Source organism: Pseudomonas sp. SDT291_1_S447 (assembly GCF_054070155.1).
Genome location: NZ_JBSVXS010000086.1, coordinates 1 through 23463 on the forward strand (window position 1 = coordinate 1; position 23463 = coordinate 23463).

The window sequence follows — 23463 nt, forward strand, 5'->3', positions numbered from 1 at the left end:
ATCGCCGATGGTAGTGTGGGGTTTCCCCATGTGAGAGTAGGTCATCGTCAAGATTGAATTCCGAAACCCCTGTCTGCTAACGCAGACAGGGGTTTTGTCATTTCAGGGCCTGCAAAACCAATGATCAAACAGCTTTACGTACTTTGCTGATACGTCGAGCCTGCCATTTGCGCCACCAGATGTAGACGCCAGTCCCCGATAAGCCTGCAATCAAAATACCTAGCAACGTGATCATTACCTGACCTGTAACTCCAATGATCCGTCCTCCATGTATCGGTAGCTGCAACCGATAAAACTGCTCTCCCAACGTCCCCTGTCCTGCAATCTCCTGCCTTAACAAGCGCCCGTCCGTACCATGAAAGAACAACCAGGATTTGCCATGGGCTTCGGTGTCGTGCTGTCCAAATCCTGCGCCGTAAAAGTTGTACTCAAAGCTGTAATACAACTCCCCGATTGCCGCCGTCAGTCCTAACCTTTTCCCCTCCTGCAACGCCCTCTCATATGCCTTTTGATAGCTCAATTTCGTCACCCCCAACTCTGAGGTGGGCATTCGCCCTCTGGCTTCGTAGACGCTCGGCTCAATTGGCGAAAACAACGACACCGCAGGCTTGAACACCTGACTCGGCAAGTTCATGGCCACGCTGCTGACGGCGATTGGCAGCAGCAACAACCACAACCACAATCCTCCTGCGCGATGCAGGTCGAAATTCAGCCGATAGGCATGCCCACCCTTCACTTTCCAGGCTTTCGACCACTTCTTCCAGAACGGCTTTCCTCGCGGCAATGTCAGCCATAGCGCAACGAAGCAATCGATCACCCAGGCAATCGCAACCAACCCCATCAGCAATAATCCCCAGTTTCCCGGCAATGTCAGGTTGTAATGAAACTCGAGAATGAAAGGGACAAAGTTCTCCCGCTGAAAACAGCACTCACCCCAGTACCGCTGACCCTTTTGTTCAGCACTCACCGGGTCCAGATAAAACACCTGATTACGTTCATCGAACGGGTTGCCGGTTGACGGATCATTACGCGGGACCATTGCAAGCAACGCAGTGTGTCCAGCTTCACTCGGGTACTCCATGTACCAGACTTGCAACTTCGGATGTGCAGATTGCACCGCATCAACCAACTCGCCCGGTGGCAGGCGCGAACCCTGTGCAGGCGCCGCATAAAACTGCGGATTCAACCATTCATCCAACTCATGATTGAACGCGAGAATGCTCCCGGTCACGCCGGCGAGTAGCAAGAAAATTGCGGTGGCCAAGCCGATATAGCGGTGCAACAACACCAGAAACGCACGCATGAGAATTTCCCCATAGAAACGACAAAGCCAGCCCCTGAACATTCAGGGGCTGGCTTTTTTATGCACCGGACAAAGGCTTAAAACTGGTAGCTGACCGTTGCCGCGACGTTGCGCTCTTCGCCCATGTAGCAGAAGTTCAGACTGGCGCAGGAGGCGACGTAGGACTCGTTGGTCAGATTGTTCGCATTCAGACGCACATCAACGCCCTTCAAGCCAACTTTGCCCAAGTCATAACCAATCGAGGCATCGAATAATGTGTAAGAGGGCACCTTCAGGGTGTTTTCCGCATCCGCCCAACTGTAGCCGACATAACGCATGCCGCCGCCGAGTCGCAGGCCATCGAGGGCCGCGCTGTCGAACTTGTAGTCCGCCCACAACGACGCCATATGACGCGGGGCCTGCGTCGGTGAGTTGCCTTTGTTCTCGATCACATCGGTCGGTGTGCTCAAGGTGCTGACCATCGACTTCGAGTATTCGATATCGGTGAAAGTGTAGCTGCCGAGTACTTTGAGGTTGTCTGTCAGCTGCATGTGCGCTTCCAGTTCCAGGCCTTGCGAGCGCACAGCGCCGACCGCGCGATAAAAGTTTTCCTGCGGCAGTTTGGTCGCCAGATTTTCCTGATCGACGCGGAACAGCGACGCAGTAAACAAATTGTCAGTGCCAGGCGGCTGATACTTCAAACCGACTTCCCACTGCGTACCGTCGGTAGGCGCCAACGGATTACCGGCGCTGTCGGCGTAGGAGTTAGGGTTAAACGATTCGGAGTAGCTGATGTAGGGCGCCAAACCGTTATCGAACAGGTACAGCGCGCCGGCACGGCCGGTGAGTTTGGTGCGGCGATCATTGATCTCTGTGCCAACCGGACGTCCGGCCTCAGCGATACGGTTTTCGTCCGACGTCTCGACCCAGTCCTGACGCAAGCCCAGCGAGAAACGCCATTTGTCCATCTCGATCAGGTCTTGCAGATAAACCCCGGTCTGTTCCAGACGGCGCAGGTAACTGGTCTCGCCATACATGTCGATCGCCGAATTGCCGTACACCGGATTGAACGCATTGATCGCTGCAAGACCGCCGCTGGTCCAGTCGACCACGGTTTTACGCCGCTGATAATCCGCGCCCATCAGCACAGTATGTTTGGTTGCACCGGTGAAAAATTCAGCCTGGAGCATGTTATCAACGATAAACGCATGCAGACGCTCATCTCCGCCGGTGTAGTAGCGGTTCAGCTCGTTGCTGGTCGGCGAGGTCCAGCCGTAGGCGTAGACCTGATCCATGTTCACTTTGGAGTCGAGGTAGCGGAAATTCTGCCTTGCGGTGAAAACATCGTTGAAGCGATGTTCAAACTGATAACCGAACGATTGCTGATCACGCGAATAACCATCGATGCCTGGTTCACCTTCGAAGAAGTGTGGCGAGATGCGGTTGCCATTGCGCTGATGGATCGTGCCTTCGGCCGGCACTCCGCCGTGGTAGCCACCATCCGGATCATGTTGCAGATAAGCCTGCAAGGTCAGCGAAGTGTCTTCACTGAAATCGATACTCAGCGTTGGTGCCAGGGCGAAGCGCTTTTCCTTGTTGTGGTCGAACTGTGTGTCGGACTGATCCGTTAAGCCGGTCAGACGATAGGCAATACGCTTGTCGTCATCGACTGGACCGCTGAAGTCAAAACCGACCCCGCGCTGACCTTGCGTGCCGACCGTCGCTTGAACCTGGTGGTAAGCCTGGTACAGCGGTTTCTTGCTGGTCAGTGCCACTAGGCCGCCCGGCGAGCTGCGACCGTACAGCACCGACGAGGGTCCCTTGAGAATGTCCACGCGCTGAAGGAAATATGGGTCGACTTGCATGGTGCTGTAAGTGCCGCTATCGCCCATCGACTTGAGGCCGTCGAGGTAGATGTTGTCCACCGAGCCGTCGTTGAAGCCGCGCATTGCCACGTAGTCATAGCGATGAGTCGCGCCGTACGGATTGGTCAGCACGCCCGGGGTATAGCGCATCGCTTGCGAGACAGTCTGCGAACCCTGATCGTCCATTTGCTCGCGAGTGACCACGGACACGCTCTGCGAGGTTTCCAGCAACGCGGTACTGGTCTTGGTGGCGATCTGGCTGTGAGTGGCGTTGTAGCCATCCATGCTGCCCAATGCGTTGCCGAGGGCGAAGCCTTTAATGTCGGTGGTCGGCAGGGCCAGTGCTTCGGTTTCAGCGAGCGGACGCAGGACGTAGCTGCTGCCGTCCTGGCTGACCGCATCCAGACCCGAACCGCCGAGCAAATGGCTCAGCGCCTGATCGGTCGAGTACTCACCCTGTACACCTGGCGATTGCAGTCCCTGAGTTTGCTGCGGCGTCATCGACAACGTGATGCCGGCCTGACGGGCAAACTGATTCAGCGCCTCACCGAGAGGGCCTGCAGCCACGTTGTAGCGGTGGCTGACTGCACTGGCCGCGGGATTTGCCGCCATGCTCAAGGAAGGCATCAAAACAACGCCCAGTGCAGTCGAAAACAGCGCCGCGCGAATAGCTTGGCGCAGCAATCCCGATTCGGCAGTGAAATTCGGAGAGTTCTTACAGGTGGCGCGGACAGTCATTGTAGGTTTCCGTAGGCAGTCGCGAAGGCTGAGTTGAAGTGCTTACTGACCAAGCCGGACTTGCTGCAAAAACCCGCCAAAAAATTTCAGACCGCACGTTCCAGGGTCACCCACCAACGCGTGCGATAGCGCAATTGCACCGGCAACGTCTGCGGCAGAATCGCCAGCAGTTTGTCGGTGTCTTCCAAACGGAATACGCCGGACAGACGCAGCTCCGCCACTTGCGGCGCACAGTTCAGAAAGCCCTGCCGATAACGCGCGACTTCCGCGAGAAAGTCGCCCAGACGCATATTGCGCGTGACGATCAAGCCATCGACCCAGGCGCCAGCGTCCATGTCCAGCGTCGGGGCCGGGCGGACCTGGTGATGGTCGATCAGATAACTCTGCCCGGCGAGTGCTTCTATCGAGTTGCCGCCGGAGTGGATGGCCACCTGGCCATGGGTGACGCTGAGCCGTGTGCAATCATTGTCCTGACGCAGGATGAATCGGGCATGGACCGGCTCATAAGTGCCGTGACGGTTTTGTACCCGCAGCGGCCGATCAGTCGGCGCGCCCTCGTCGGCGCCACCACACGTGACGATGACTTCACCGCGAGTCAGCTTGATCAGGCGCTGTTGCGCCGTGTAATCCAGATCCACCGCGCTGGCAGTGTTCAACTCGATCCGGGTACCGTCCGGCAACTGGAAGCCGCGCCGCTCGCCCGTCGCGGTGGCGTAATCGGCACTCCATTGCTGCCACGCGGCATTGTCCTTGGCCAGCCATGCAGCGGAACCCATCAGCAATGCGCCAGACAATAGCTTCAACGCCTGTCGCCGGCCCAGACTCTGCGCGCTGTTTTCCAGCGTGTTGAACGCCACTTGCGCACCTGGCACCGCGCGTAGATTGTTGCTCAGTTCGGCTTGCAGCGACTGCACCCGCTGCCAGGCCAATTCATGTTCATGGTGTTCGGCGCGCCATTGTTCACACTGGCGGTTCAGACGCGGATTGCCGTGATTGTTGCGCAGTCGCAACAGCCAGTGAATGGCCTGCTTGACCACCTGTTGCTGCGGCTCGGTGCGGCGGCTCAGAGAAAGATTATCCACAGGCATCAGCTTTCGTACCGCAGCACATAACAGTGATACAGCGCATCGGCGACGTAACGTTCAACCGAACGTAACGACAGGCCCATCTGTTCGGCGATCTGCTTGTGGGTCAACCCTTCGCACTGCGCCAACAGAAACGCCTGACGCACTTTCGGCTTCAGTCCTTCAAGCATCCGCGCAATGCTCTCTAGCAGTTCGATCACCAGCGCCCGGGCTTCGGCACTCGGTGTTTCGGCTTCGGGCAAATGGGCGATGGTTTCCAGATAGGCACGTTCGATTTCCTCACGGCGCCAATGATCGATCACCAGCCCACGCGCAATCGTGCGCAGGAAGGCGCGAGGCGCTTTGAGTTCGAGACGTTCGGTGCGTTGCAGCAGGCGGACGAAGGTGTCCTGAGCCAGATCGGCTGCATCCGCCGCATTGCCCAGCCGCGCGCGCAGCCAAGCGTTAAGCCAGCCGTGATGACTACTGTAAAGCGCCTGTACTGCAAACTCAGGTGAGGGCATGAACGCGAACGTCACAAATGATAATTACTCGCATTGTCATCAAGGGTTACGAAATTTGCAACTGCCGCCCGAACATCAGCCCTGAAAACATCGGGGAGAACGCTCTGGCACGCCGTTCGGCGGGAATCCACCAGAAATGCCATCCATTTCCCGCTCAGCCCTAAGATTTCTCCGACACGTGCCGACAGACTGGTGAGACATGCGCGCACCAAAGTAGAGCAGCCTGAAGAACGCTGCCTGCGCTGTACATGGAATGTTGCATCCGGAACGCATCCCCACTTTTCGCATAAGAAGTCCCATGAAATGAATCTCAAGTTCAGCCATAAAATCCTGTTGGCCGCCTCGGGCGTCGTGGTCCTGGCGTTCGCGCTGTTCACCCTCTACAACGATTATCTGCAGCGAAACACCATTCGCCAGAACCTCCAGTCCTCTGTACAGCAGGCCGGTGATCTGACCGCCAGCAGCGTGCAGAACTGGATGAGCGGGCGGATTCTGGTGCTGGAAAACCTCGCGCAGAACGTTGCCCATCAGGGTAAGGACGCGGACTTCCCGGGTCTGGTCGATCAATCAGCGTTCACTTCGAACTTCCAGTTCACCTATGTCGGTCAGGCCAACGGTGTGTTCACCCAGCGCCCTGACGCGAAGATGCCGGACGGCTATGACCCGCGTCAGCGTCCTTGGTACAAGCAAGCGGTTGTCGCCGACAAAACCATGCTGACGCCGCCGTACATGGCCGCTGTCGGTGGCCTGGTAGTGACCATCGCCATGCCGGTGAAAAAGAACGGCGAGTTGCTCGGTGTGGTCGGTGGTGACCTGAGCCTGGAAACCCTGGTGAAGATCATCAACTCGGTGGACTTCGGTGGCCTCGGCCATGCGTTTCTGGTCAGCGCCGACGGTCAGGTGATCGTCAGCCCGGACAAAGATCAGGTCATGAAAAACCTGAAAGACATCTATCCGAACACCAGCGTGCGCATCGAGAAGGGCAACCAGAACGTCGTGCTTAACGGCCAGGAACGCATTCTGTCGTTCACTCCGGTCAGCGACCTGCCGAATGCGCAGTGGTACATCGGTCTGTCGATCGATCGCGACAAAGCCTACGCCGCACTCAGCCAATTCCGCACCTCGGCATTGATCGCCATGTTTGTCGCCGTGGCCGCGATTGCCTTGCTGCTGAGCCTGTTGATCAATGTGTTGATGCGTCCGCTGACCACCATGGGCCGTGCGATGCAGGACATCGCTCAGGGCGAGGGCGACCTGACCCGTCGTCTGGTGGTCGAGAGCAAAGACGAGTTCGGTGAATTGGGCAGCGCGTTCAACCAGTTCGTTGAACGAATTCATGCGTCGATTTCCGAAGTGTCCTCGGCAACCCGTCATGTGCATGACTTGTCGCAACGGGTGATGGCGTCGTCCAACGCCTCGATCGTCGGCTCTGACGAGCAAAGCGCACGCACCAACAGCGTGGCTGCCGCGATCAACGAGTTGGGCGCCGCCACCCAGGAAATCGCCCGCAACGCCGCCGATGCTTCGCAACACGCCAGCGGCGCCAGCGAGCAGGCCGATGACGGGCGTCAGGTGGTCGAGCAAACCATTCTGGCGATGACCGAGTTGTCGCAGAAGATCAGCCTGTCGTGCACGCAGATCGAAACCCTGAACGCCAGCACCGACAACATCGGCCACATCCTTGATGTGATCAAAGGCATTTCGCAACAGACCAACCTGCTGGCGCTCAACGCCGCGATTGAAGCGGCGCGTGCCGGTGAAGCCGGACGTGGTTTTGCCGTGGTGGCGGATGAGGTGCGTAACCTTGCCCACCGCACGCAGGAGTCGGCGGAAGAGATCCACAAGATGATCACTTCGCTGCAGATCGGTTCGCGCGAAGCGGTAACCACCATGAACGCCAGTCAGGCCTCCAGCGAGCAGAGCGTGGAAGTGGCCAACCAGGCCGGTTTGCGTCTGGTCAGCGTGACCCAGCGTATCGGCGAAATCGACGGGATGAACCAGTCGGTGGCAGCGGCGACCGAAGAGCAGACCGCCGTGGTGGAAACCCTCAACGTCGACGTTAACCAGATCAACCTGTTGAACCAGCAGAGCGTGGCCAACCTCAATGAAACGTTGAAGGATTGTGATGCGTTGTCGCAGCAGGCCAATCGCCTGAAGCAATTGGTCGACAGTTTCAAAATCTGATCTTCAGATTGGAGTCCGCGTTACCGTTCTTCGCGAGCAAGCTCGCTCCCACAGGGTTCATGTCGTTCACAAGTTCGGTGAACAACACAAAACCTGCGGGAGCTGGCTTGCCAGCGATTGCGGGGGTGCATTCACCGCAAACCTTAAGCCTTAAACAAACAGCCTCAGCACATTCCCCATCGCATCATCCGCAAACCCCTGCACAAACTCCTTGAACCCCGGCAGCGCCTCTTCACCCCCCGAAGCAGGCTCGGCAATGATCGTCCACGTCGCCCGGGACTTGCCTGCGCCCAGCGACTCCACATTCATCGCCGCCCACAGATTCGCCACCCCCAAGGTGTTGTAAATCGTCGTCCAGGTCATGCTCCGCGCGTGCTCATCGCGGGAGTTGAGTTGCTCGACCACCACGTTGCCGTCCTTGAAGCATTTCTTGCGCAGCGAGGACACGCCCTCGCCAGTCATTTCGATGTGCGACAGCGCCGGAATGAAACGGTCGAAACCGCCGAAGTCGCCGACCACCGCCCAGACTTGCGCCGCGTCCGCCGGTACTTCCACTGACGACACAACGTGGCAGCCATGCGGGTTTTTGATCAGGGTGTCCGGTTGCAAATTGCTCATGGTGTTGCTCCTTTTTGATGGATCAGATGAAGTTGATTTGTTTCAGGTAGTCGCAGCCGCGACGCAGCAGCGCCGGGGATTTCTGCGGGTAGTGCGCGCCCATCTGCTGCACGCCGGCTTCAGCGTTGGCGTGGCCGATCAGGGAGATATCGCCGATGTCTTCTTCAAAGCCGTTGAGGTAGAAACCGAGCACGCCGAACAGCGCGTTATCGGCGTCGACCCGAGCCAATTGCTGTTGCCAGTCGGCGACGCTGACCAGCGCGAATTCGCTGCCGGTTTCACGGAACGAAGCGACGTAGGCGTCCCAGCTCAAAGGCTCGGGGTTGTGCAGGTTGAACACCGCACGCTCGGGTGAATAACGGCTGGCGTGGAAGGCAATGAAGCGGGCGAGAAAGTCCACCGGCATCAGGTCGAAATTCAGCGCGAAGGCCGGCACCTGACCGAGCTGAATCGAGCCCTTGAGCATCAGCATCAAACGGTTTTTGTGCGGCTGACAAACACCGCTCAAGCTGTTGAAACTGATGTTGCCGGGGCGATACAGATTGACCCGCACACCACGCTCCCGCGCTCGTTCGAGGATGCGCTCGCCGACCCATTTCGACAGGTTGTAGCCGTTGCGGATGTAGATCGGCGGCGTTGGCGCGGCAGGCAATTCCAGCACTCGTCCCGCGTCGTCGACCGTACTTGAAGCCGACAGCGTCGAGACGAAATTGAAAACCTTTTTGCTCTGCCCTTCGCACAAACGCAGCAGGGCAAAAATCGGCTCGACGTTGTCCGCCGCCAGCGACTCGTAATCGAGGACGTGATTGACGTTGGCGGCGTTGTGCACCAGCGCGCCGAACTCGCGATCGAGGCGTTGATAGTCCTCGTCGTTCAAGCCCAGTTGCGGACGGGTAATGTCTGCCGCGTAAACCCGCACACGACTCAGATCCAGATGCTCCAGACGGTTTTCCCGCAGTGACTCGGCAAAGCGTTGCGCCGCCGTTTGCCCGCCGCCATCGCGCACCAGACACGCGACTTCGCTGGCGCCCCAGCCGAGCAGCGCTTCGACGATGTGCACGCCAACAAAGCTGTTGGCGCCGGTGACGATGACCTTGTGCACATCGCCCATACGGCTGATCGGCAGCGGTTCGATTTCCAGCGCACGCTCGGCGTCGGCCATGGCTTGGGCGCTGAGCACCGCGCTGTCATCGGTTCCGCGCACCAGCGTGGCGAGTTTGATGATGGTCGGCAGTTCGATGAAGCGATTGATCGAAATGCTGCGCCCGAATTCCTCACGCAAACGCAGCAACATGCGCGACAGCAGGATCGAGTGGCCACCGAGATTGAAGAAGCTTTCGTCGGTGGATATATCGCTGTTAGGCAGCTCCAGCAACTCTGCCCAAATTTCCAGCAGCAGTGCTTCATCAGCATTCGCCGGCAGGCATTTTGGCCCGCTGTCCTGCACGCTCACTGGCAGTGCGAGCAGCGCTTTGCGGTCGACCTTGCCGTTGCTGGCGAACGGCATGTTCGGCAGTTCAGTCCACGCCACGGGTTGCATGTAGTCGGGCAGAAACTGCCGGGCGTGGGCCTTCAGCGCTTCGCGCGCGGTGTCCGATTGCGGCTGGGCGAGGAACGCCAGAATCCGTCGCTGACTGTCGATCACCACTGCGATCTGCCGGTACAACTGGCTCTCGCGCAGGCAGCGTTCGATCTCTTCCGGTTCGACCCGGAAACCGCGGATCTTCACCTGATTGTCGCGCCGTCCACACAGCTCGATACCGTGCCCGCCCCACCTGGCCATGTCGCCGCTGCGGTAGGCGCGCAACGTTTGGCCGTCCGGCAGATTCAAGGTCAGATAACGCTCGGCGGTCTGCTGTGGATTGTTCAGATAACCGAGGCAGACGCCGGGGCCGACGATGAACAATTCGCCGACAGTGTTCTGCGGCACCGGTTGCAAATTGTCATCGAGAATCAGCACCTGACTGTTGGCGATCGGCGCGCCGAGGCTGCGGTTGCTGTCGTCGGGTTTGAGCTGACGCGCAGTGATCAGCACCGTCGCTTCGGTCGGGCCGTAAAGGTTGTGCAGCGTGCCCTGGCGGGTCAGTTGCTCAATGACGAACGGCTCGCAGACATCGCCGCCGGTCATCACTTGCACGCCTTCCAGTTGCTCCAGCGGCAGGATGCTCAACAGCGCTGGCGGCAGGAATGCGTGGGTCAGTTGCCGGCGGCGGATCAGCGCGACCAGTTGCAGCGGATCGCGCCGTTGTGTGTCGTCGGGCACCACCAGTTCGGCGCCTTCGAGCAGGGTCGGGAAGATGTCGATCAGTGATGAGTCGAAGCTCAGCGATGAGAACTGCAAGGCCCGACTTTCTGCCTGCAACTGCACGTAATCGGCGTACCACGCGGTGAAGTGCGCGAGGTTGGCCTGACTGAGCAGCACACCTTTTGGATGGCCAGTGGTGCCCGAGGTGTAAAGCGCCATGCACGGCGCATCGAGCTCTGGGCGTCGGCACATCAGCGGTTGGCTCAGATCCGCGTCTGCGCTGGTGATGTGACTGACATCCAGCCCCGCCATGGTTTCGCCAAGCGGATGCTCGCCATCATGCAGCAACAACAACGCGCCCGAGTTTTGCAGAATGTACCGCTGGCGCTGCAACGGATGACTCGGCTCCAGCGGCAAATACACCGCGCCGCTGCCGAGGATCGCCAGAATCGAGGCGAACAGCGCCGGGCTTTTCGGCAGGCAGACGCCCACCACCCACGGTCGCGGATGTTGCTCGAGCAAAGGCTGCAAGCGCTGCTGGATCGCGCGACTGTGGGCGTGCAGTTGCCGATAGCTGATCGACTGTTCGGCGAGGTGCAGCGCAGGTCGTTCGGCGTGATGGATCAGGCTCTGTTGCAGGCGTTCGATCACTGGGAGCTGCGCCTGCTTCAGCAGCGCCGGATTGGCCGTGTCATTGAGGCGATGGACGTACGCCAGGCTGTCGAGAAACAGCAGGTTTTCCATCCGCTCGAAATCCGGCGCAGGCACAGATACGGCCTGCTGAAGATATTCCGCATCGCGGGAGAAGCGGCTGACCAGCAGCGCCACTTCGTCAACCACCTGCGTCAGCGCCCTTTGCCGCAGAGCTTGACCGTTGCCGGACGGCTCATCGCCGATCGGTACACGACTGATCAGTGACGAGCCGAGGAAGCACAGCAGATCGAGTGTCGGTAAACCCGCCGCGCTTTGTGCACCGACCCCCAAACGCAGATGCAGGTGCGGGATGGCGCAGAAGTCGCCAGCGCCAATGAAGCCATCGTCGATGATCAAATCCACCGTCGATGCCGCAACGCCGCTGCGCTGCAATGAGTGACCGTGTTGTTCGAGTTCCTGCGCCAGGTCGGTCATGGCCTGGCTGGCGCCAATCAGCAAAATGTCGAGACGTTTCATGTCGGCCTCCTCATCAAACCAGGTAATCGCGCAAGGCGTGCTGCACGCACGGCGTGTCGAGCAGCGAGCTGTTGTGGAAGAACTTGACGATGTTGCCCACCAGCGGATGGTGGCGATTGATCGGGAACGCGAGCCCGGCCATTTCGTCCCTGAGCGAACGGCGCGTGGCCTCGCTGACCGGCAGTGCGTTGATCAGGCGCAGGTCGAAGGCTTTCTGAATGTCGTTGGTCAGGTAATGGCCGATGAACACCGGCAGAATCTGCGCGATGGTTTCGCGATCCGCCGCGCTGGCGGTGTGCCAATAGATGCGCACCATTCGCGCCCAGAAACTCGAATGGCGACCCTCATCGAGCAAGTGATCGGCCATCAGGCCTTTGATCGACGGCTTGACCGAGTCGTCGCGGGCGAACGCGGCGACATCGCCGGTCACGGTGTTTTCGGCGATGGCCACGCAGATCAATTCCATCGCGCTGCGCAGGTGTTCCGGTGCCAGCGCTACAGCCGCAGGAATGGCCCGGCTCAGTTCGATCTCATCGGGCAACTGAATGGGTTCGATGCCAGTCATCGCTACCGTTTGCTGCATGAAATCCATCGCCACCAAGGCGTGGTAATCCTCGTCGACCACCACGGTCATCGCGTCGTAACGACAGGCAAACGGGAAGGCCACGGCGAAGCGATTCTTGGCGATGCTGCGCGCAGTCTTGTCGACGATCTCGGTCTCGAAAATCACTACGTCGTTGATGAATTTGTACAGCGTCTGCACCAAGGCGAAATCACGTTGTTGCGGGCACTCGCGCAGGAAGGTTTCGCTGAGCACCAGCGGCTGGCGGCTGAGCGGATAGATCAGCCGCTCGTCGTCTTCGAGCACGCGCCGCGGGCGAGTGCGGATGGTCGCGCGGTTCTCCCAGGCGTCAGCAAAGGATTGATAGTCGGCGGCGTTCATTGGGCCACCTCCGCCAACGGTTCGCGCATGCTCAGGCGCAGGCCGTCCCACAGGGCGATGCGGCTCTCCACGGCGGCGATGGCGCTGGCGTAGACCTCGGCCTCGCGCTGCGGATCGCCGTCGACCAGACGCTCGAGCAGGTGTTCTGCCGCCGGGCCGTGATCTTCGGAGTCGACCTCGATGTGCCGTTCCAGGTAGTAGCGAAAGGTCGGCGCCTGTTCGATGCCGATGCCCCAGTCGTCGAGAATGCGCTGGAACATGGTTGGGATTACGCTCTCGCGACCATGCAGAAACGCCGCCGCCACGCTGTGCCCCGGGGCATGCAGGGCGGTACGCAAGGTGTCACGGACAAACTGCGCGGCGGCCGGATCAACTTCGACGCTTTGCAGCGCGACGTCATAGCTCACGCCTTCCTGTTGCAGGGCGACAAAGCGCTCCACGGCCGTGGTGCTCGCGCCGATTTCGCGCATCGCATCCAGGTACAACTCGAAATGGCTGTAATGACCTTCGGTCAGACGATCATCCGATTCCTCACCCAGAACGATCTCGTTGATCAACCGGGCGGCGTGAGGATCACGCGGCGGCAGCCACGGCAAACGCGTGCAGGTCAGTTCCTGCTGCAGGCGTTTGGTCAGCGACATGAAATCCCAAACGGCAAACACGTGGGTTTCCATAAAGCGACGCAAGACCGATAACGAAGTGATCTCGGAAAAGATCGGGTGAATACTAAGTTCGGCTTTCTTCAGGGCGAGTTGGTTCTTGGTGGGCATCATGATGTCCTTTATCGTTGATATGTAATGGAACTGCTCGGGTAACTGCGCAATCTGTAAAACTACGACTTACTTGTTTTCTGTCGGCGGACGACAGCCTTCCTTCCTGATAGGTAAGTGCGGACCGGATATATCTGTGACATGGCTTCATGTCTGCCCATAAGGCGCTGCTGTTGTACCGCAGGCATTGGGTGGGTGCCGAGGTGAAGGGTGAAGTTCAAACTTGGCGAAGAAAAACTAATACACCGACAAAGTATTTAACAAGTACATTTTTAATTATTTTAAGTTTGCTGTTTTTTAAAGTTGAGTAGTTCCGATAAAACTTTTGGCTGAAGTTTTATTTGGGCGTAGTTGCTCCTTTCGGCGAATAACGGCCAAAATTGATCGATAAGAGTGAATGCCTCACTCGAAGCAACTTTCCAGTAATAAGAGTTGAATGATTTAAAAGGGCGGAAGTTGGCCGTGACCCCGCGCCATGACTTCCTTTTTCCCGTGGCAAGGCTCCTTCCGTAGGTTCCTGGTGCGGGGACTGCGCCGTCAGGGCGGCGCGTCGCCCGTTCTTTATGGGGTTGGCCGTTCAAGAGTGCGGGTAAATGAGCGCCACGGCTATTACCGATTCGTCATCGGCACGGTGCAAATTTTGAGCTGAGCGGCGCAGGGAGGTTAGAGCGGGCAGGCGGATCCGCCCACCCGAGGGCTGGCAGATCGCTTGGGGATTTGTAAGAGAGTGATTCGCGGAGGGTGCGCGCTCAGCGCGCGGCTTTGCGGCTTTGTGCGGCGGGGGTCGCGAGATAGCGGGTAATCACCTCGACGCCCCGATTAAGGTGCTGCTCGAGGAGTTTGATTGACAGTTCAACGTCACGATCCTGCACGGCTTGCAGCATTGCCCGGTGATCGTCCTGGGACAATTTGCCCAGGCCCATGGCCTCAAGGTTGAAGCGCAGAAAACGTTCTTCTTCGTTGAGTCCGTCTTCGACCAGTCGCAGCAAGCGTTGGTTGGGCGCCTTGCTGTACAGGGCCATGTGGAACAAACGGTTGAGCCGGCCGATTTCCGTGTAGTCGTGTTGCGCCTCCAGTTCTTCGATGTAACCGGCGGCGCGAGTGTGATCGGCAGCGGTCAGCAACGGAATCGACTGGCGCATGGCTTCGGATTCGAGGAGGATGCGCAGCTCGTAGGTTTCGGTGGCATCGCCCTGAATCAACGGCGCAACCACCGCACCTTTGTGCGCGGTAACGCTGAGCAGTTCCTGGGCTTCGAGCTGGCGCAACGCTTCGCGCACCGGCATGCGGCTGACGCCGAACAGATCGGCCAGATCCTGCTGGCGCAGCGCCGTGCCGCAGGGCAGACGACCATCGAGGATTGCCGAACGCAGGGTTTCTTCGATCACCGACCGGGCCAGATGCGCAGGAATCGGTCCATCGACTTTAATGCTGTGCAGCGGTTTGGGCTTCTGTGTCACGACTACGCACCCTGTATGTCGGCCTGATTTGGATCCAAATGACACTAGTGATTGCTCTACAGGTTGTCAAACCTTGTAAAACATCGTGGTGCCCAATGAAGTTTAGCGCGCCGAGGATGATCTCATGGTGCCATTGTTTTTTGCCGGGCTAAGCTTCACCATCAAACGCTTTCCTCCCTGCCCTCTGGAAACCTGCTGTGGCGGTATGTTTCGCGATCCCCCGGACACTGCGCTGGCTAGGCTGCGCACTGCTGCTGGCCGGCGTCATGCTGGGCGGTCTGCATGCCGATTGGGATTTTTCCACGATCAGCCGCAAAGCCACGGCTCTCTATGGGCCACTGGGTGCCGGGCAGCAGCGCATCGATGCCTGGCAAAATCTGTTGGCTACACAGAAACAAGTCAACGAGATGGAAAAGCTCAAAGTAGTGAACCTGTTTTTCAACAAACAGGTGCGCTACGTCGAGGACATCGATCTGTGGCACGAAGTCGATTACTGGGAAACGCCCATCGAGGCGCTGTGGAAAGGCGCTGGCGACTGCGAAGACTATGCGATCGCCAAGTATTTCAGCCTGCGCCACCTCGGGGTTTCCAGTGACAAGCTGCGCATCACCTATGTCAAAGCGTTGCGCCAGAACCGCGCGCACATGGTCCTGACTTACTATGCCACCCCCGATGCCATGCCGCTGGTGCTCGACAGCCTGATCGACCCGATCCAGCCGGCGTCGCAGCGAACCGATTTGCTGCCGGTCTACTCTTTCAATGCTGAGGGGTTGTATCTGCCGGGCGCAAAGGGCAACAAGAAGGTCGGTGATACCAAACGCCTGTCACGCTGGCAGGATGTGTTGAAGAAAATGCAGGCCGAAGGTTTCCCGGTCGAGACGACTAACTAGGAGCACGCGCTCAGATGTCTTTGTTCAAACAGCTGTTGATCGCTATCTGTCTGTTCCTGGTGGTCGCCTTCACCGGCAGCTTCATGGTCAGCCTGGAAAGCTCGCGCACCCAGTACGTCAACCAGTTGCGTTCCCACGCCCAGGACGCCGCGACCGCGTTGGCCTTGTCGCTGACGCCGAATATCGACGACCCGGCGATGGTCGAGCTGCTGGTCAGCTCGATTTTCGACAGTGGCTACTACGCGAGCATCCGCGTGGTCGATCTGAAGACTGACCAGACGATTGTCGAGCGCAATGGCATTCCGGCCGTCACTAATGTGCCGGACTGGTTCGTCAAACTGATCGGCCTGGAACCGGCCGGTGGCGATGCGCTGGTCAGCCGTGGCTGGGAGCAGGCGGCGCGGGTCGAAGTGGTCAGCCATCCGATGTTCGCCGTGGCCAAACTCTGGCAGAGCGCGTTGGGCAGCCTTGGCTGGCTGCTGATCTGCGGCGCAGTGAGTGCGGTGCTCGGGGCACTGCTGCTGCGCCGGCAATTGAAGCCGCTGGATTACATGGTCAAACAGTCTCACGCCATCGCCCGGCGCGAATTCCTCAGCCTGCCGGATCTGCCGCGCACGCCTGAATTGCGTCGCGTGGTGCAGGCGATGAACCAGATGGTTGAGAAGCTCAAGGCGCTGTTTCAGGAGCAGGCCGAGCGCAGTGAAAAACTGCGTGCCGAGTCTTATCAGGACAACCTGACGGGGCTGGCCAACCGGCGTTATTTCGAGATGCAGTTGAACAATCGCGTGAGCAACCCGGAGCAGGCCAGCTCCGGTTATCTGCTGCTGTTGCGGGTCAAGGATCTGGCCGGGCTCAACCAGCGTCTCGGTGGCCAGCGCACCGATGAACTGCTGAAAGCAGTTGGCGAACAATTGTCCCGCGAATGCGCCAAGTACCCGGAAACCCAGAATCTCGTCACCCGTATTCGCGGCGGCGAATTCGCCGTGCTGGCGCCGGGGCTGGTTCGTGAAGAAGCGCTGCAACTGGCGCAGAACCTCGACAATGCCTTGAGCAGTCTGCATGCCACCGGCGCGACCGACGTTGCTGCGGTGGCGTCGATCGGCCTGGCGCCATTCACTCACGGCGATTCGCCGCAACAAGTACTGACCCTCGGCGATCAGGCGCTGGCGCAAGCCGAAGGGCAGGGCGAGCAGAACTGGGCCTGCATCGATCAGAGCCTGACGGCGGATGTTGGCGACGATCACCACGCCTGGCACCGCTTGCTTGATCAAGCCTTGAGTCAGCAGCGTTTCGAGCTGTATTTCCAGCCGGTGGTGGCTGCCGCCGACACGCAACTGGTGCTGCATTACAAAGTGCTCTCGCGCTTGCTCGATGATCAGGGCCAGACCATCCCGGCCGGGCGCTTCCTGCCGTGGCTGGAGCGCTTCGGCTGGACCGCGCGGCTGGATCGCCTGATGCTTGAGCGCGTGCTGGAGCAGATGAAGGAACATGAAGATTCGCTGGCGCTGAACCTGTCTTCGGCGACCCTGGCGGATCCGCAGGCGTTGAACAAAGTCTTCGAGATTTTGCGCGCGCATTCCAACCTGGGCGAGCGCCTGACCCTGGAAATCGGCGAGGAGCAATTGCCCGAGCAGGCGGTGCTGGAGCAGTTGACCCGGCGCCTGCGCGAACTCGGGTTCTCGCTGAGCCTGCAGCGCTTTGGTGGGCGCTTCAGCATGATCGGCAACCTGGCGCGGCTGGGGCTGGCGTACTTGAAGATCGATGGCAGTTACATTCGTGCGATCGATCAGGAGAGTGACAAGCGTCTGTTCATCGAGGCGATCCAGCGTGCGGCGCACAGCATCGATCTGCCGCTGATTGCCGAGCGGGTCGAGACAGAGGGGGAGTTGTCGGTGATTCGTGAGATGGGTTTGTATGGGGTTCAGGGGCAGTTGTTGGGTGAACCGAAGCCTTGGCGGTGAGTCATCGCAAAAGCAACCCTCACCCTAGCCCTCTCTCAGAGGGAGAGGGGACCGACCGTGGGATATTGATGTAATACGCCGACGTGAAAGAGCTCCGCTGAATCCATAATCGACCCGGTTTTTCAGGTCGATGTATGGCGCCAGACACCTCGATCGGCCCCTCTCGGTCAGGGAGAGGGACTGATTGGGGGATATTCGGGAAATACGCCGACGTGAACGATTTGCGCTGAATCCATAATCGACTCGATTTCTCAGGTCGATGTACGACGCCAGACACCTCGGTCAGCCCTTCTTCCAGAGGGAGAAGGGCCTGATTGGGGGATATTCGGGAAGTACGCCGACGTGAATGATTTGCGCTGAATCCATAATCGACTCGATTTCTCAGGTCGATGTACGACGCCAGACACCTCGGTCAGCCCTTCTTCCAGAGGGAGAAGGGCCTGATTGGGGGATATTCGGGAAGTACGCCGACGTGAATGATTTGCGCTGAATCCATAATCGACTCGATTTCTCAGGTCGATGTATAACGCCAGACACCTCGGTCGGCCCCCTCTCCCTCGGGGAGAGGGCTGGGGTGAGGGTAGGCCTTTGATTCTGAGCGGATCAGATCAACCCGCCCTCATCCTCATCAATCAACTGACTCAACCCGCCCAACGCTTCCCGCGCCTGTGTCCGGTCCATCAACTTGGCCTGAGCCGCCGGTGGCAGGTCGGTGACGCGGATCACGCCTTTCTGGGTCAGCACCTGAATCAGGTCGTCGAGTACCCGAATCATTTCAAAGTCGCTCTGCTTGAGCTGTTTCAGGCTGGTTTCCACCACTTCATTGGCGAACCAGGCCTGGATTTCATGGCTGTCGGCCGGCAGCGTTTCCGTGGCCTCGGCGTAGGCCGCGGCTTCCACGCGAATCAACAGACCTTGCGCATCGCGTTGCACGTAAAACATTGAGCATCCCTCGGAAATGAACCAGCGTCATGCTGTCAGCAGCATAGCCAACTGCGCGCGAGTATGCGGGGCGGCGACGCAATCGTCACCGGTCCGGACCGCACAAACGTGACGGCCGCCCCAGAAGGGCGGCCGTTTTTGTTCACGTATCAGCTGTTGTTGTGGTCGACCTTGATGGTCGGGTCGCTGCCGGCAATCAGGTTATGAATGTTGGCGCTCGACCAGTTGTTGCCTTCCAGTTTGATCGTCACATCCGGGGTTGCCGCAGCGGCGTCGCCCGAATTGAACTTGCCCGCCGAGCTGACTTGCAGCGACGACGTGCCGTCGACCGTGGTGATCTTCAGGAAGTTATCGATGGTGCTACCGGTCTCGCCCTGCAACAAATCACGCAGGTCGATGCGGTCACCTTCGCTGGCCTTGAAGTCCTTGATCACGTCGTTGCCGGTGTCGCCCGCCTTCCAGACGAAGGTGTCGGCACCCGAACCACCGATCAGGATGTCGTTGCCCTGACCGCCGATCAGCGTGTCGTTGCCAGTGCCGCCGAGCAGGATGTCATTGCCTTTGCCGCCATCAAGCCAGTCGTTACCGCCCGAACCGAAGAGGATGTCATTGCCCGCGCCACCCAACAGCGTGTCGTTACCGTCATGCGCGCCGGACACATCGAACGCCTGATAATGCTCGGTGATGTACTGGTGCACGTTGCTGGTGGTGACTTTGCTGACATCGACCCCGGTTTCCTTGGCCACGAACGCCTGCATCGCCTGATAACCCTCACCGGCAATGCCGTTGAAGCTCACCAGATCGCCGAACAGGATGTCATTGCCGTCGCCACCGCTGACGGTGTCGTTGCCCGGCATCGTCGCTTCGGTGTGGCCGATGATCGAGTTGGCCAGGTCCTTCGGATCGATGTTGGTCTGCGGGGTTTTATCCGAATCATAAGGCTTCAGATCGTTGAGGCTGACATCGTTGTTCAGTCCGATAGCCTCGACGTTCGACAGACCGCTGAGCAAGGCAAAGCCACTGGTCGAGTTACTGGTCGTTGACGAGTTGGTGCTGTTGCCGGTACCCGCCAGGCTCGACAACTCATAAGTGCCGTCGCCCTGCGCGTGGATGGTGCCCAGATTAGAGCTGCTCCAGCCCCACCACGAATTGTAGGTTTGCAGGGTTACGGTACCGGCGCTGTTGATCGTCAACGCATGGGTATTGTCGATATAAGTGCTGAAGGTATCGCCCGGCTTGTAGTTGCTGGTTTTCACCACATCGTCGAGCTTCACGTTGCCGTACAGCGTCGGGTTGGTCTGCTCGCCGCTCTGGTAGTAGGTCGGCTGGCCGTCGGTGATGAAGTAAGTAAGGTTCTTCGCGCCGGTGTTGGCCACAGCGTCGGCGCTCTGGAACCAGTTGGCCGTGGTCTTGAACACGTCCTCGTAGTTGGTGCCGCCGCCGGAGGCCATCGAGTCCAGTACCGCTTTGAGCTGGGTCAGCGCGTTCGGGTCGTTGAGGTTCACCGACACCGACTTGTTGACCTGGGTATCGAAGTCGACGAGGAAGATGTTCACCGTGCCCGAATTGCTGCCGCCCAGGCTCTGCTTGAGGCTGTTGAACACTGAGGTCAGCGAGTCTTTGGCCGCGTTGAGCGACGACGCGCTCATGCTGCCGGAGCTGTCGACCATGAACGCGATGTTGTAGTTGGTGCCCGGGACCACGGTCAGGCCGCCGATGTCGGCGACGATGATGTCGTTGCCATCGGTGCCGGTGACAGTGTCGTCGCCCGAGGTTGCCACGACCGCGTTGTAGACCGCTGGCACCACGGTGACCGGAATGGTCGCGGTGCTGCTGGCCGAGCCGCCGACCATCTCGGTGGAGGTCGAGGTCACGGTCAGGTTGAACTGGCCGTTGTAGTACGGCGGCGGGGTCACGGTCAGGCTGCCGAGGTTCCAGCCGGTGACGTTGGCGTCGCCGCTGCTGGCGGTGACGGTGAAGGTATGCCCCGCGCCATCGCTGAGCACCGAGCCGACCGGCGCGCCGCTGATCTTCACGCTCAGGGTTTCCGAGCCGTCGGTGTCAGTCAGCGCGGTGGTGATTGCCGACAGTTTCACCGTGGTGCCTTCGGCGCCGGTGTTGAGTTTGTAGCCGTCGTAATAGCCTTCGCCGTTAGTGCCGTGCAGATCGGAGACGGTCACGCCCGAGTTCACCAGATCCTTCACGCCGGTGTAGATCGGTACGCCGGCGCTGCTCAGGTCGATCGGCGTACTGCCGTTGACCGACAGATTGACGTCGTAGCTGCCCGGGCCGCTCTGGTTGTGGTGGTAGATGTCCAGGGTGTAGTAGCCGCTGGTGGTCGGGGTGAACGAACCGTTGAGGTTGCCGCCCACGCCCCACGTGGTCGATGCCACATTTTTGCCACCAATGGTGACCAACAGGCTGTCATCGCCGATGCCACTGAAGGTGTAGGTCTTGCCGGCTTCCAGATAGATCAGGCCCGAGGTCTTCGACGCTGTGCCGGCGGTCACGCTGCCGTCGGACTGCACGTTGTTCACATTGGTGCTGGTGTTCGGAGTGCCAGCGCCGTCGATGACGTTTTTCAACGTGGTCGAATCCGCGCCATTGCCGTTGGTGCCCAGACCCGACAGGCCGGTCCAGACTTCCTTGATCAGGCCGGTGGACTTCACGCTGTTGTCGGCCACGCTCACGGTCGGCGCATCCGCCACTGGCGTGATGTCGATCTTCACGGTGCCGGTGTTACCCAGCAGTTGGCCGTCGGTTGGCTGGAACTTGATCTGCGCGTAGTCCGCCTGGTTGTTGCCCAGACCACTGCCACCGTAACCATTGACGCCCGACTCGTTGGCATCCGGCAGGAAGCGCAGCTTGCCGGCGTCGATGTCAGCCTTGCTGAAGGTCTGGTTGTTGGCGACGTCTTTCCAGGTCGAACCGTCCAGATACTGCAGTTTGCCTTCGCCCGGCAGCTGGGTGATTTTCACCCCGAGGCTGCTGGCCGGGCTGTCGACGTCGGTCACGCCGAAGGTCGACCAGCCAAGGATCAGCGGGGTGTCTTCGGTACCGGTGACATTGCTCGGTGCAGCGACCGGTGCGTCGTTGACCGCTACCACGTTGACCGTGGTGGTCGCGGTGTTGGAGTAGTTGCCGCCATCGGTCACGGTCACGGTGATGATCCGTGGCACGGTGCTCGGGTTTTCACTGCCGTTGGTGAAGCTGATGTTCTTGATGGCCTGCATGTAGTCGGCCAGCGTCGCGTTACCGGACAGCGTCAGCGTGACGGTGCCGTTGGTGCTGTTGGCATTGATGGTGATGCCGTTGACGCTGTTGCCCAGATTCAGCGCATCGCCGTCCTGACGGTTGGTCAGAACCACAGTGGCACCGGTGAGCATGGTGCTGTCCGGGTCGGTGATGCTGATGTCGGTGTCGGCAATCGACACGCCGGCGCCCGGGGTGTTTTCGGTGAAGGTCACCTTGTAGTCGGCACCGGTGGCGCCGCTGGAGTTGTTGGCATCCAGGTCGAGCACCGGCGGCGCATCGTTGTCGATGATCGACGTGCTGACGCTGCCGTTGGTGCTGCTGACCGCGAGGTTCTCGAAGTTGCCGCCGGTGGCGGAATCGATCTTGACCACGAAGTTCTCGGTGCCTTCGGTGATCTTGTCATCGATGGTGGCGACATTGAACTGCGCGCTGCTCGCACCTGCCGGGATCTTCACGGTGTAAACGCCAGTGAAATCCGAACCGTCGGCGGCGGTGCCGCTGTAGACGATTTTCAGGGTCACTTCGGTTTGCGCAGGGTGGTTCAGGCTGACGGTGTAGCTGGCGGTCTGGCCTTCGGTCACAGAGCTGCTGCCGGTGATGCTGACGGTGGTGGTGTCGATGGTGTCGGTGACGTTGGTCACAGCTGGCGTGGTGTTGGTCACGAGGTTTTCGAAGCCGCCGCCATTGGTGCCGGTGATGGTCGCCTGCACGGTGCCGGCATCTTTGTAGACATCGTCAGCCGGTGCAGGAACAGTCACGGTGCCAGTGGTTTTGCCAGCGTCGATGGTGATCACCGAGCCGTTGCTCAGCGTCACGGTGACTGGCGAGCCAGCGGCGTTGGTCAGGGTCGCGGTGTAGGTGATCTGGCCACCTTCGGCCACGGTGCCGGTCGCGGACAGCGACAGGTTGGTGGTGTCGACGGTGTCGGTCACGGTGGTGCTGACCGGGGTTTTGTCGGCCACCAGATTTTCGTAGTTGCCGCCAGTCACATTGGTGATCGAGTTGGTCAGCGGTGCATGGCCGGTCAAAGCGTCGTTTGGCGCAGTGGTGGTCGCGGTGCCCGTGGTCTGGCCGACGCCGATGGTGATGGTTTGACCGTTGGCCAGGGTCACCACGACCGGCGAACCGGTCACGGCTGCGCCGACCGTGGCGGTGTAGACGACGTTGCCGCCTTCAGCCGCAGAGCCGGTCGCGGTCAGTTTCACTGTGGTGGTGTCGATGGTGTCGGTGACGCTGGTCACGGCCGGAACCGTGCTGGTGACCAGGTTTTCGAAGCTGCCACCGGTGGCGGTTTTGATCGTTGCCTGGACGTTGCCGGCGTCTTTGTAGACGTCATCGGCTGGGGCTGGAACGGTCACGGTGCCGCTGGTTTTGCCAGCGTCGATGGTGATCACCGAGCCGTTGCTCAGCGTCACGGTGACTGGCGAGCCAGCGGCGTTGGTCAGGGTCGCGGTGTAGGTGATCTGGCCACCTTCGGCCACGGTGCCGGTCGCGGACAGCGACAGGTTGGTGGTGTCGACGGTGTCGGTCACGGTGGTGCTGACCGGGGTTT

General features: G+C 59.6%; 13 protein-coding genes and 1 pseudogene. 3 read left to right on the plus strand and 11 right to left on the minus strand.

The genetic code is table 11. The annotated features are described in order from the left end of the window. Window positions 1-124: 124 nt before the first annotated feature. From ACW9IR_RS21765 to ACW9IR_RS21780, 4 genes are all read right to left on the minus strand, one after another. Window positions 125-1303, minus strand: coding sequence for a PepSY-associated TM helix domain-containing protein (locus ACW9IR_RS21765; RefSeq protein ID WP_457465104.1), 1179 nt, complete (start codon window positions 1301-1303; stop codon window positions 125-127). 77 nt (window positions 1304-1380) lie between these two features. After that, window positions 1381-3885, minus strand: a complete 2505-nt coding sequence (locus tag ACW9IR_RS21770) for a TonB-dependent siderophore receptor (protein ID WP_102899675.1) — start codon at window positions 3883-3885, stop codon at window positions 1381-1383. An 86-nt stretch (window positions 3886-3971) separates the two neighbouring features. Next, window positions 3972-4973 (minus strand): FecR domain-containing protein, encoded by a 1002-nt coding sequence (locus ACW9IR_RS21775; RefSeq protein ID WP_102899674.1) that lies wholly within the window; start codon window positions 4971-4973, stop codon window positions 3972-3974. Further along, on the minus strand, window positions 4973-5473 hold the full coding sequence (locus ACW9IR_RS21780) for a sigma-70 family RNA polymerase sigma factor (RefSeq protein ID WP_102899688.1): 501 nt from the start codon (window positions 5471-5473) through the stop codon (window positions 4973-4975). Before ACW9IR_RS21780 ends, ACW9IR_RS21775 begins: the two co-directional genes overlap by 1 nt. 303 nt (window positions 5474-5776) lie before the next feature. Between ACW9IR_RS21780 and ACW9IR_RS21785 the strand changes: the two genes are divergently transcribed. After that, a complete protein-coding gene (locus ACW9IR_RS21785) occupies window positions 5777-7657 on the plus strand; it encodes a methyl-accepting chemotaxis protein (protein ID WP_102899673.1) in 1881 nt (626 codons plus the stop codon). A gap of 150 nt (window positions 7658-7807) precedes the next feature. Here the strand turns inward: ACW9IR_RS21785 and ACW9IR_RS21790 are convergent, their stop codons facing one another. The 5 genes from ACW9IR_RS21790 to ACW9IR_RS21810 all read right to left on the minus strand — a co-directional run bounded on the left by ACW9IR_RS21790 (window position 7808) and on the right by ACW9IR_RS21810 (window position 14863). Next, complete coding sequence (locus ACW9IR_RS21790) at window positions 7808-8275, minus strand: SRPBCC family protein (protein WP_102899672.1); 468 nt, start codon at window positions 8273-8275, stop codon at window positions 7808-7810. A 22-nt stretch (window positions 8276-8297) separates the two neighbouring features. Beyond that, the gene (locus ACW9IR_RS21795) at window positions 8298-11690 is read right to left on the minus strand and encodes an amino acid adenylation domain-containing protein (RefSeq protein WP_457465105.1); all 3393 of its coding nucleotides are present in this window, start codon (window positions 11688-11690) and stop codon (window positions 8298-8300) included. 13 nt (window positions 11691-11703) lie between these two features. Further along, window positions 11704-12633: a diiron oxygenase gene (locus ACW9IR_RS21800; protein WP_457465106.1), complete on the minus strand. Its 930-nt coding sequence runs from the start codon at window positions 12631-12633 to the stop codon at window positions 11704-11706. Further along, window positions 12630-13406, minus strand: coding sequence for a DUF3050 domain-containing protein (locus ACW9IR_RS21805; RefSeq protein ID WP_457465107.1), 777 nt, complete (start codon window positions 13404-13406; stop codon window positions 12630-12632). Before ACW9IR_RS21805 ends, ACW9IR_RS21800 begins: the two co-directional genes overlap by 4 nt. Window positions 13407-14152: 746 nt before the next feature. Beyond that, window positions 14153-14863, minus strand: coding sequence for a GntR family transcriptional regulator (locus tag ACW9IR_RS21810; protein ID WP_102899668.1), 711 nt, complete (start codon window positions 14861-14863; stop codon window positions 14153-14155). A 197-nt stretch (window positions 14864-15060) separates the two neighbouring features. On the opposite strand from ACW9IR_RS21810, the gene lapG reads away from it, so the two are divergent. Continuing rightward, a complete protein-coding gene (gene lapG, locus ACW9IR_RS21815; protein WP_095122342.1) occupies window positions 15061-15753 on the plus strand; it encodes a cysteine protease LapG in 693 nt (230 codons plus the stop codon). Window positions 15754-15767: 14 nt separating this feature from the next. After that, a complete protein-coding gene (gene lapD, locus ACW9IR_RS21820) occupies window positions 15768-17714 on the plus strand; it encodes a cyclic di-GMP receptor LapD (protein ID WP_102899667.1) in 1947 nt (648 codons plus the stop codon). 603 nt (window positions 17715-18317) lie between these two features. Here the strand turns inward: lapD and ACW9IR_RS21825 are convergent. Then, window positions 18318-18656 carry a hypothetical protein gene (locus ACW9IR_RS21825; RefSeq protein ID WP_007918987.1) on the minus strand — a complete coding sequence of 113 codons (339 nt, stop codon included), beginning with the start codon at window positions 18654-18656 and terminating at the stop codon, window positions 18318-18320. A gap of 149 nt (window positions 18657-18805) precedes the next feature. Then, window positions 18806-23463 (minus strand): annotated as a pseudogene (locus ACW9IR_RS21830) (LapA family giant adhesin); the annotation flags it as partial.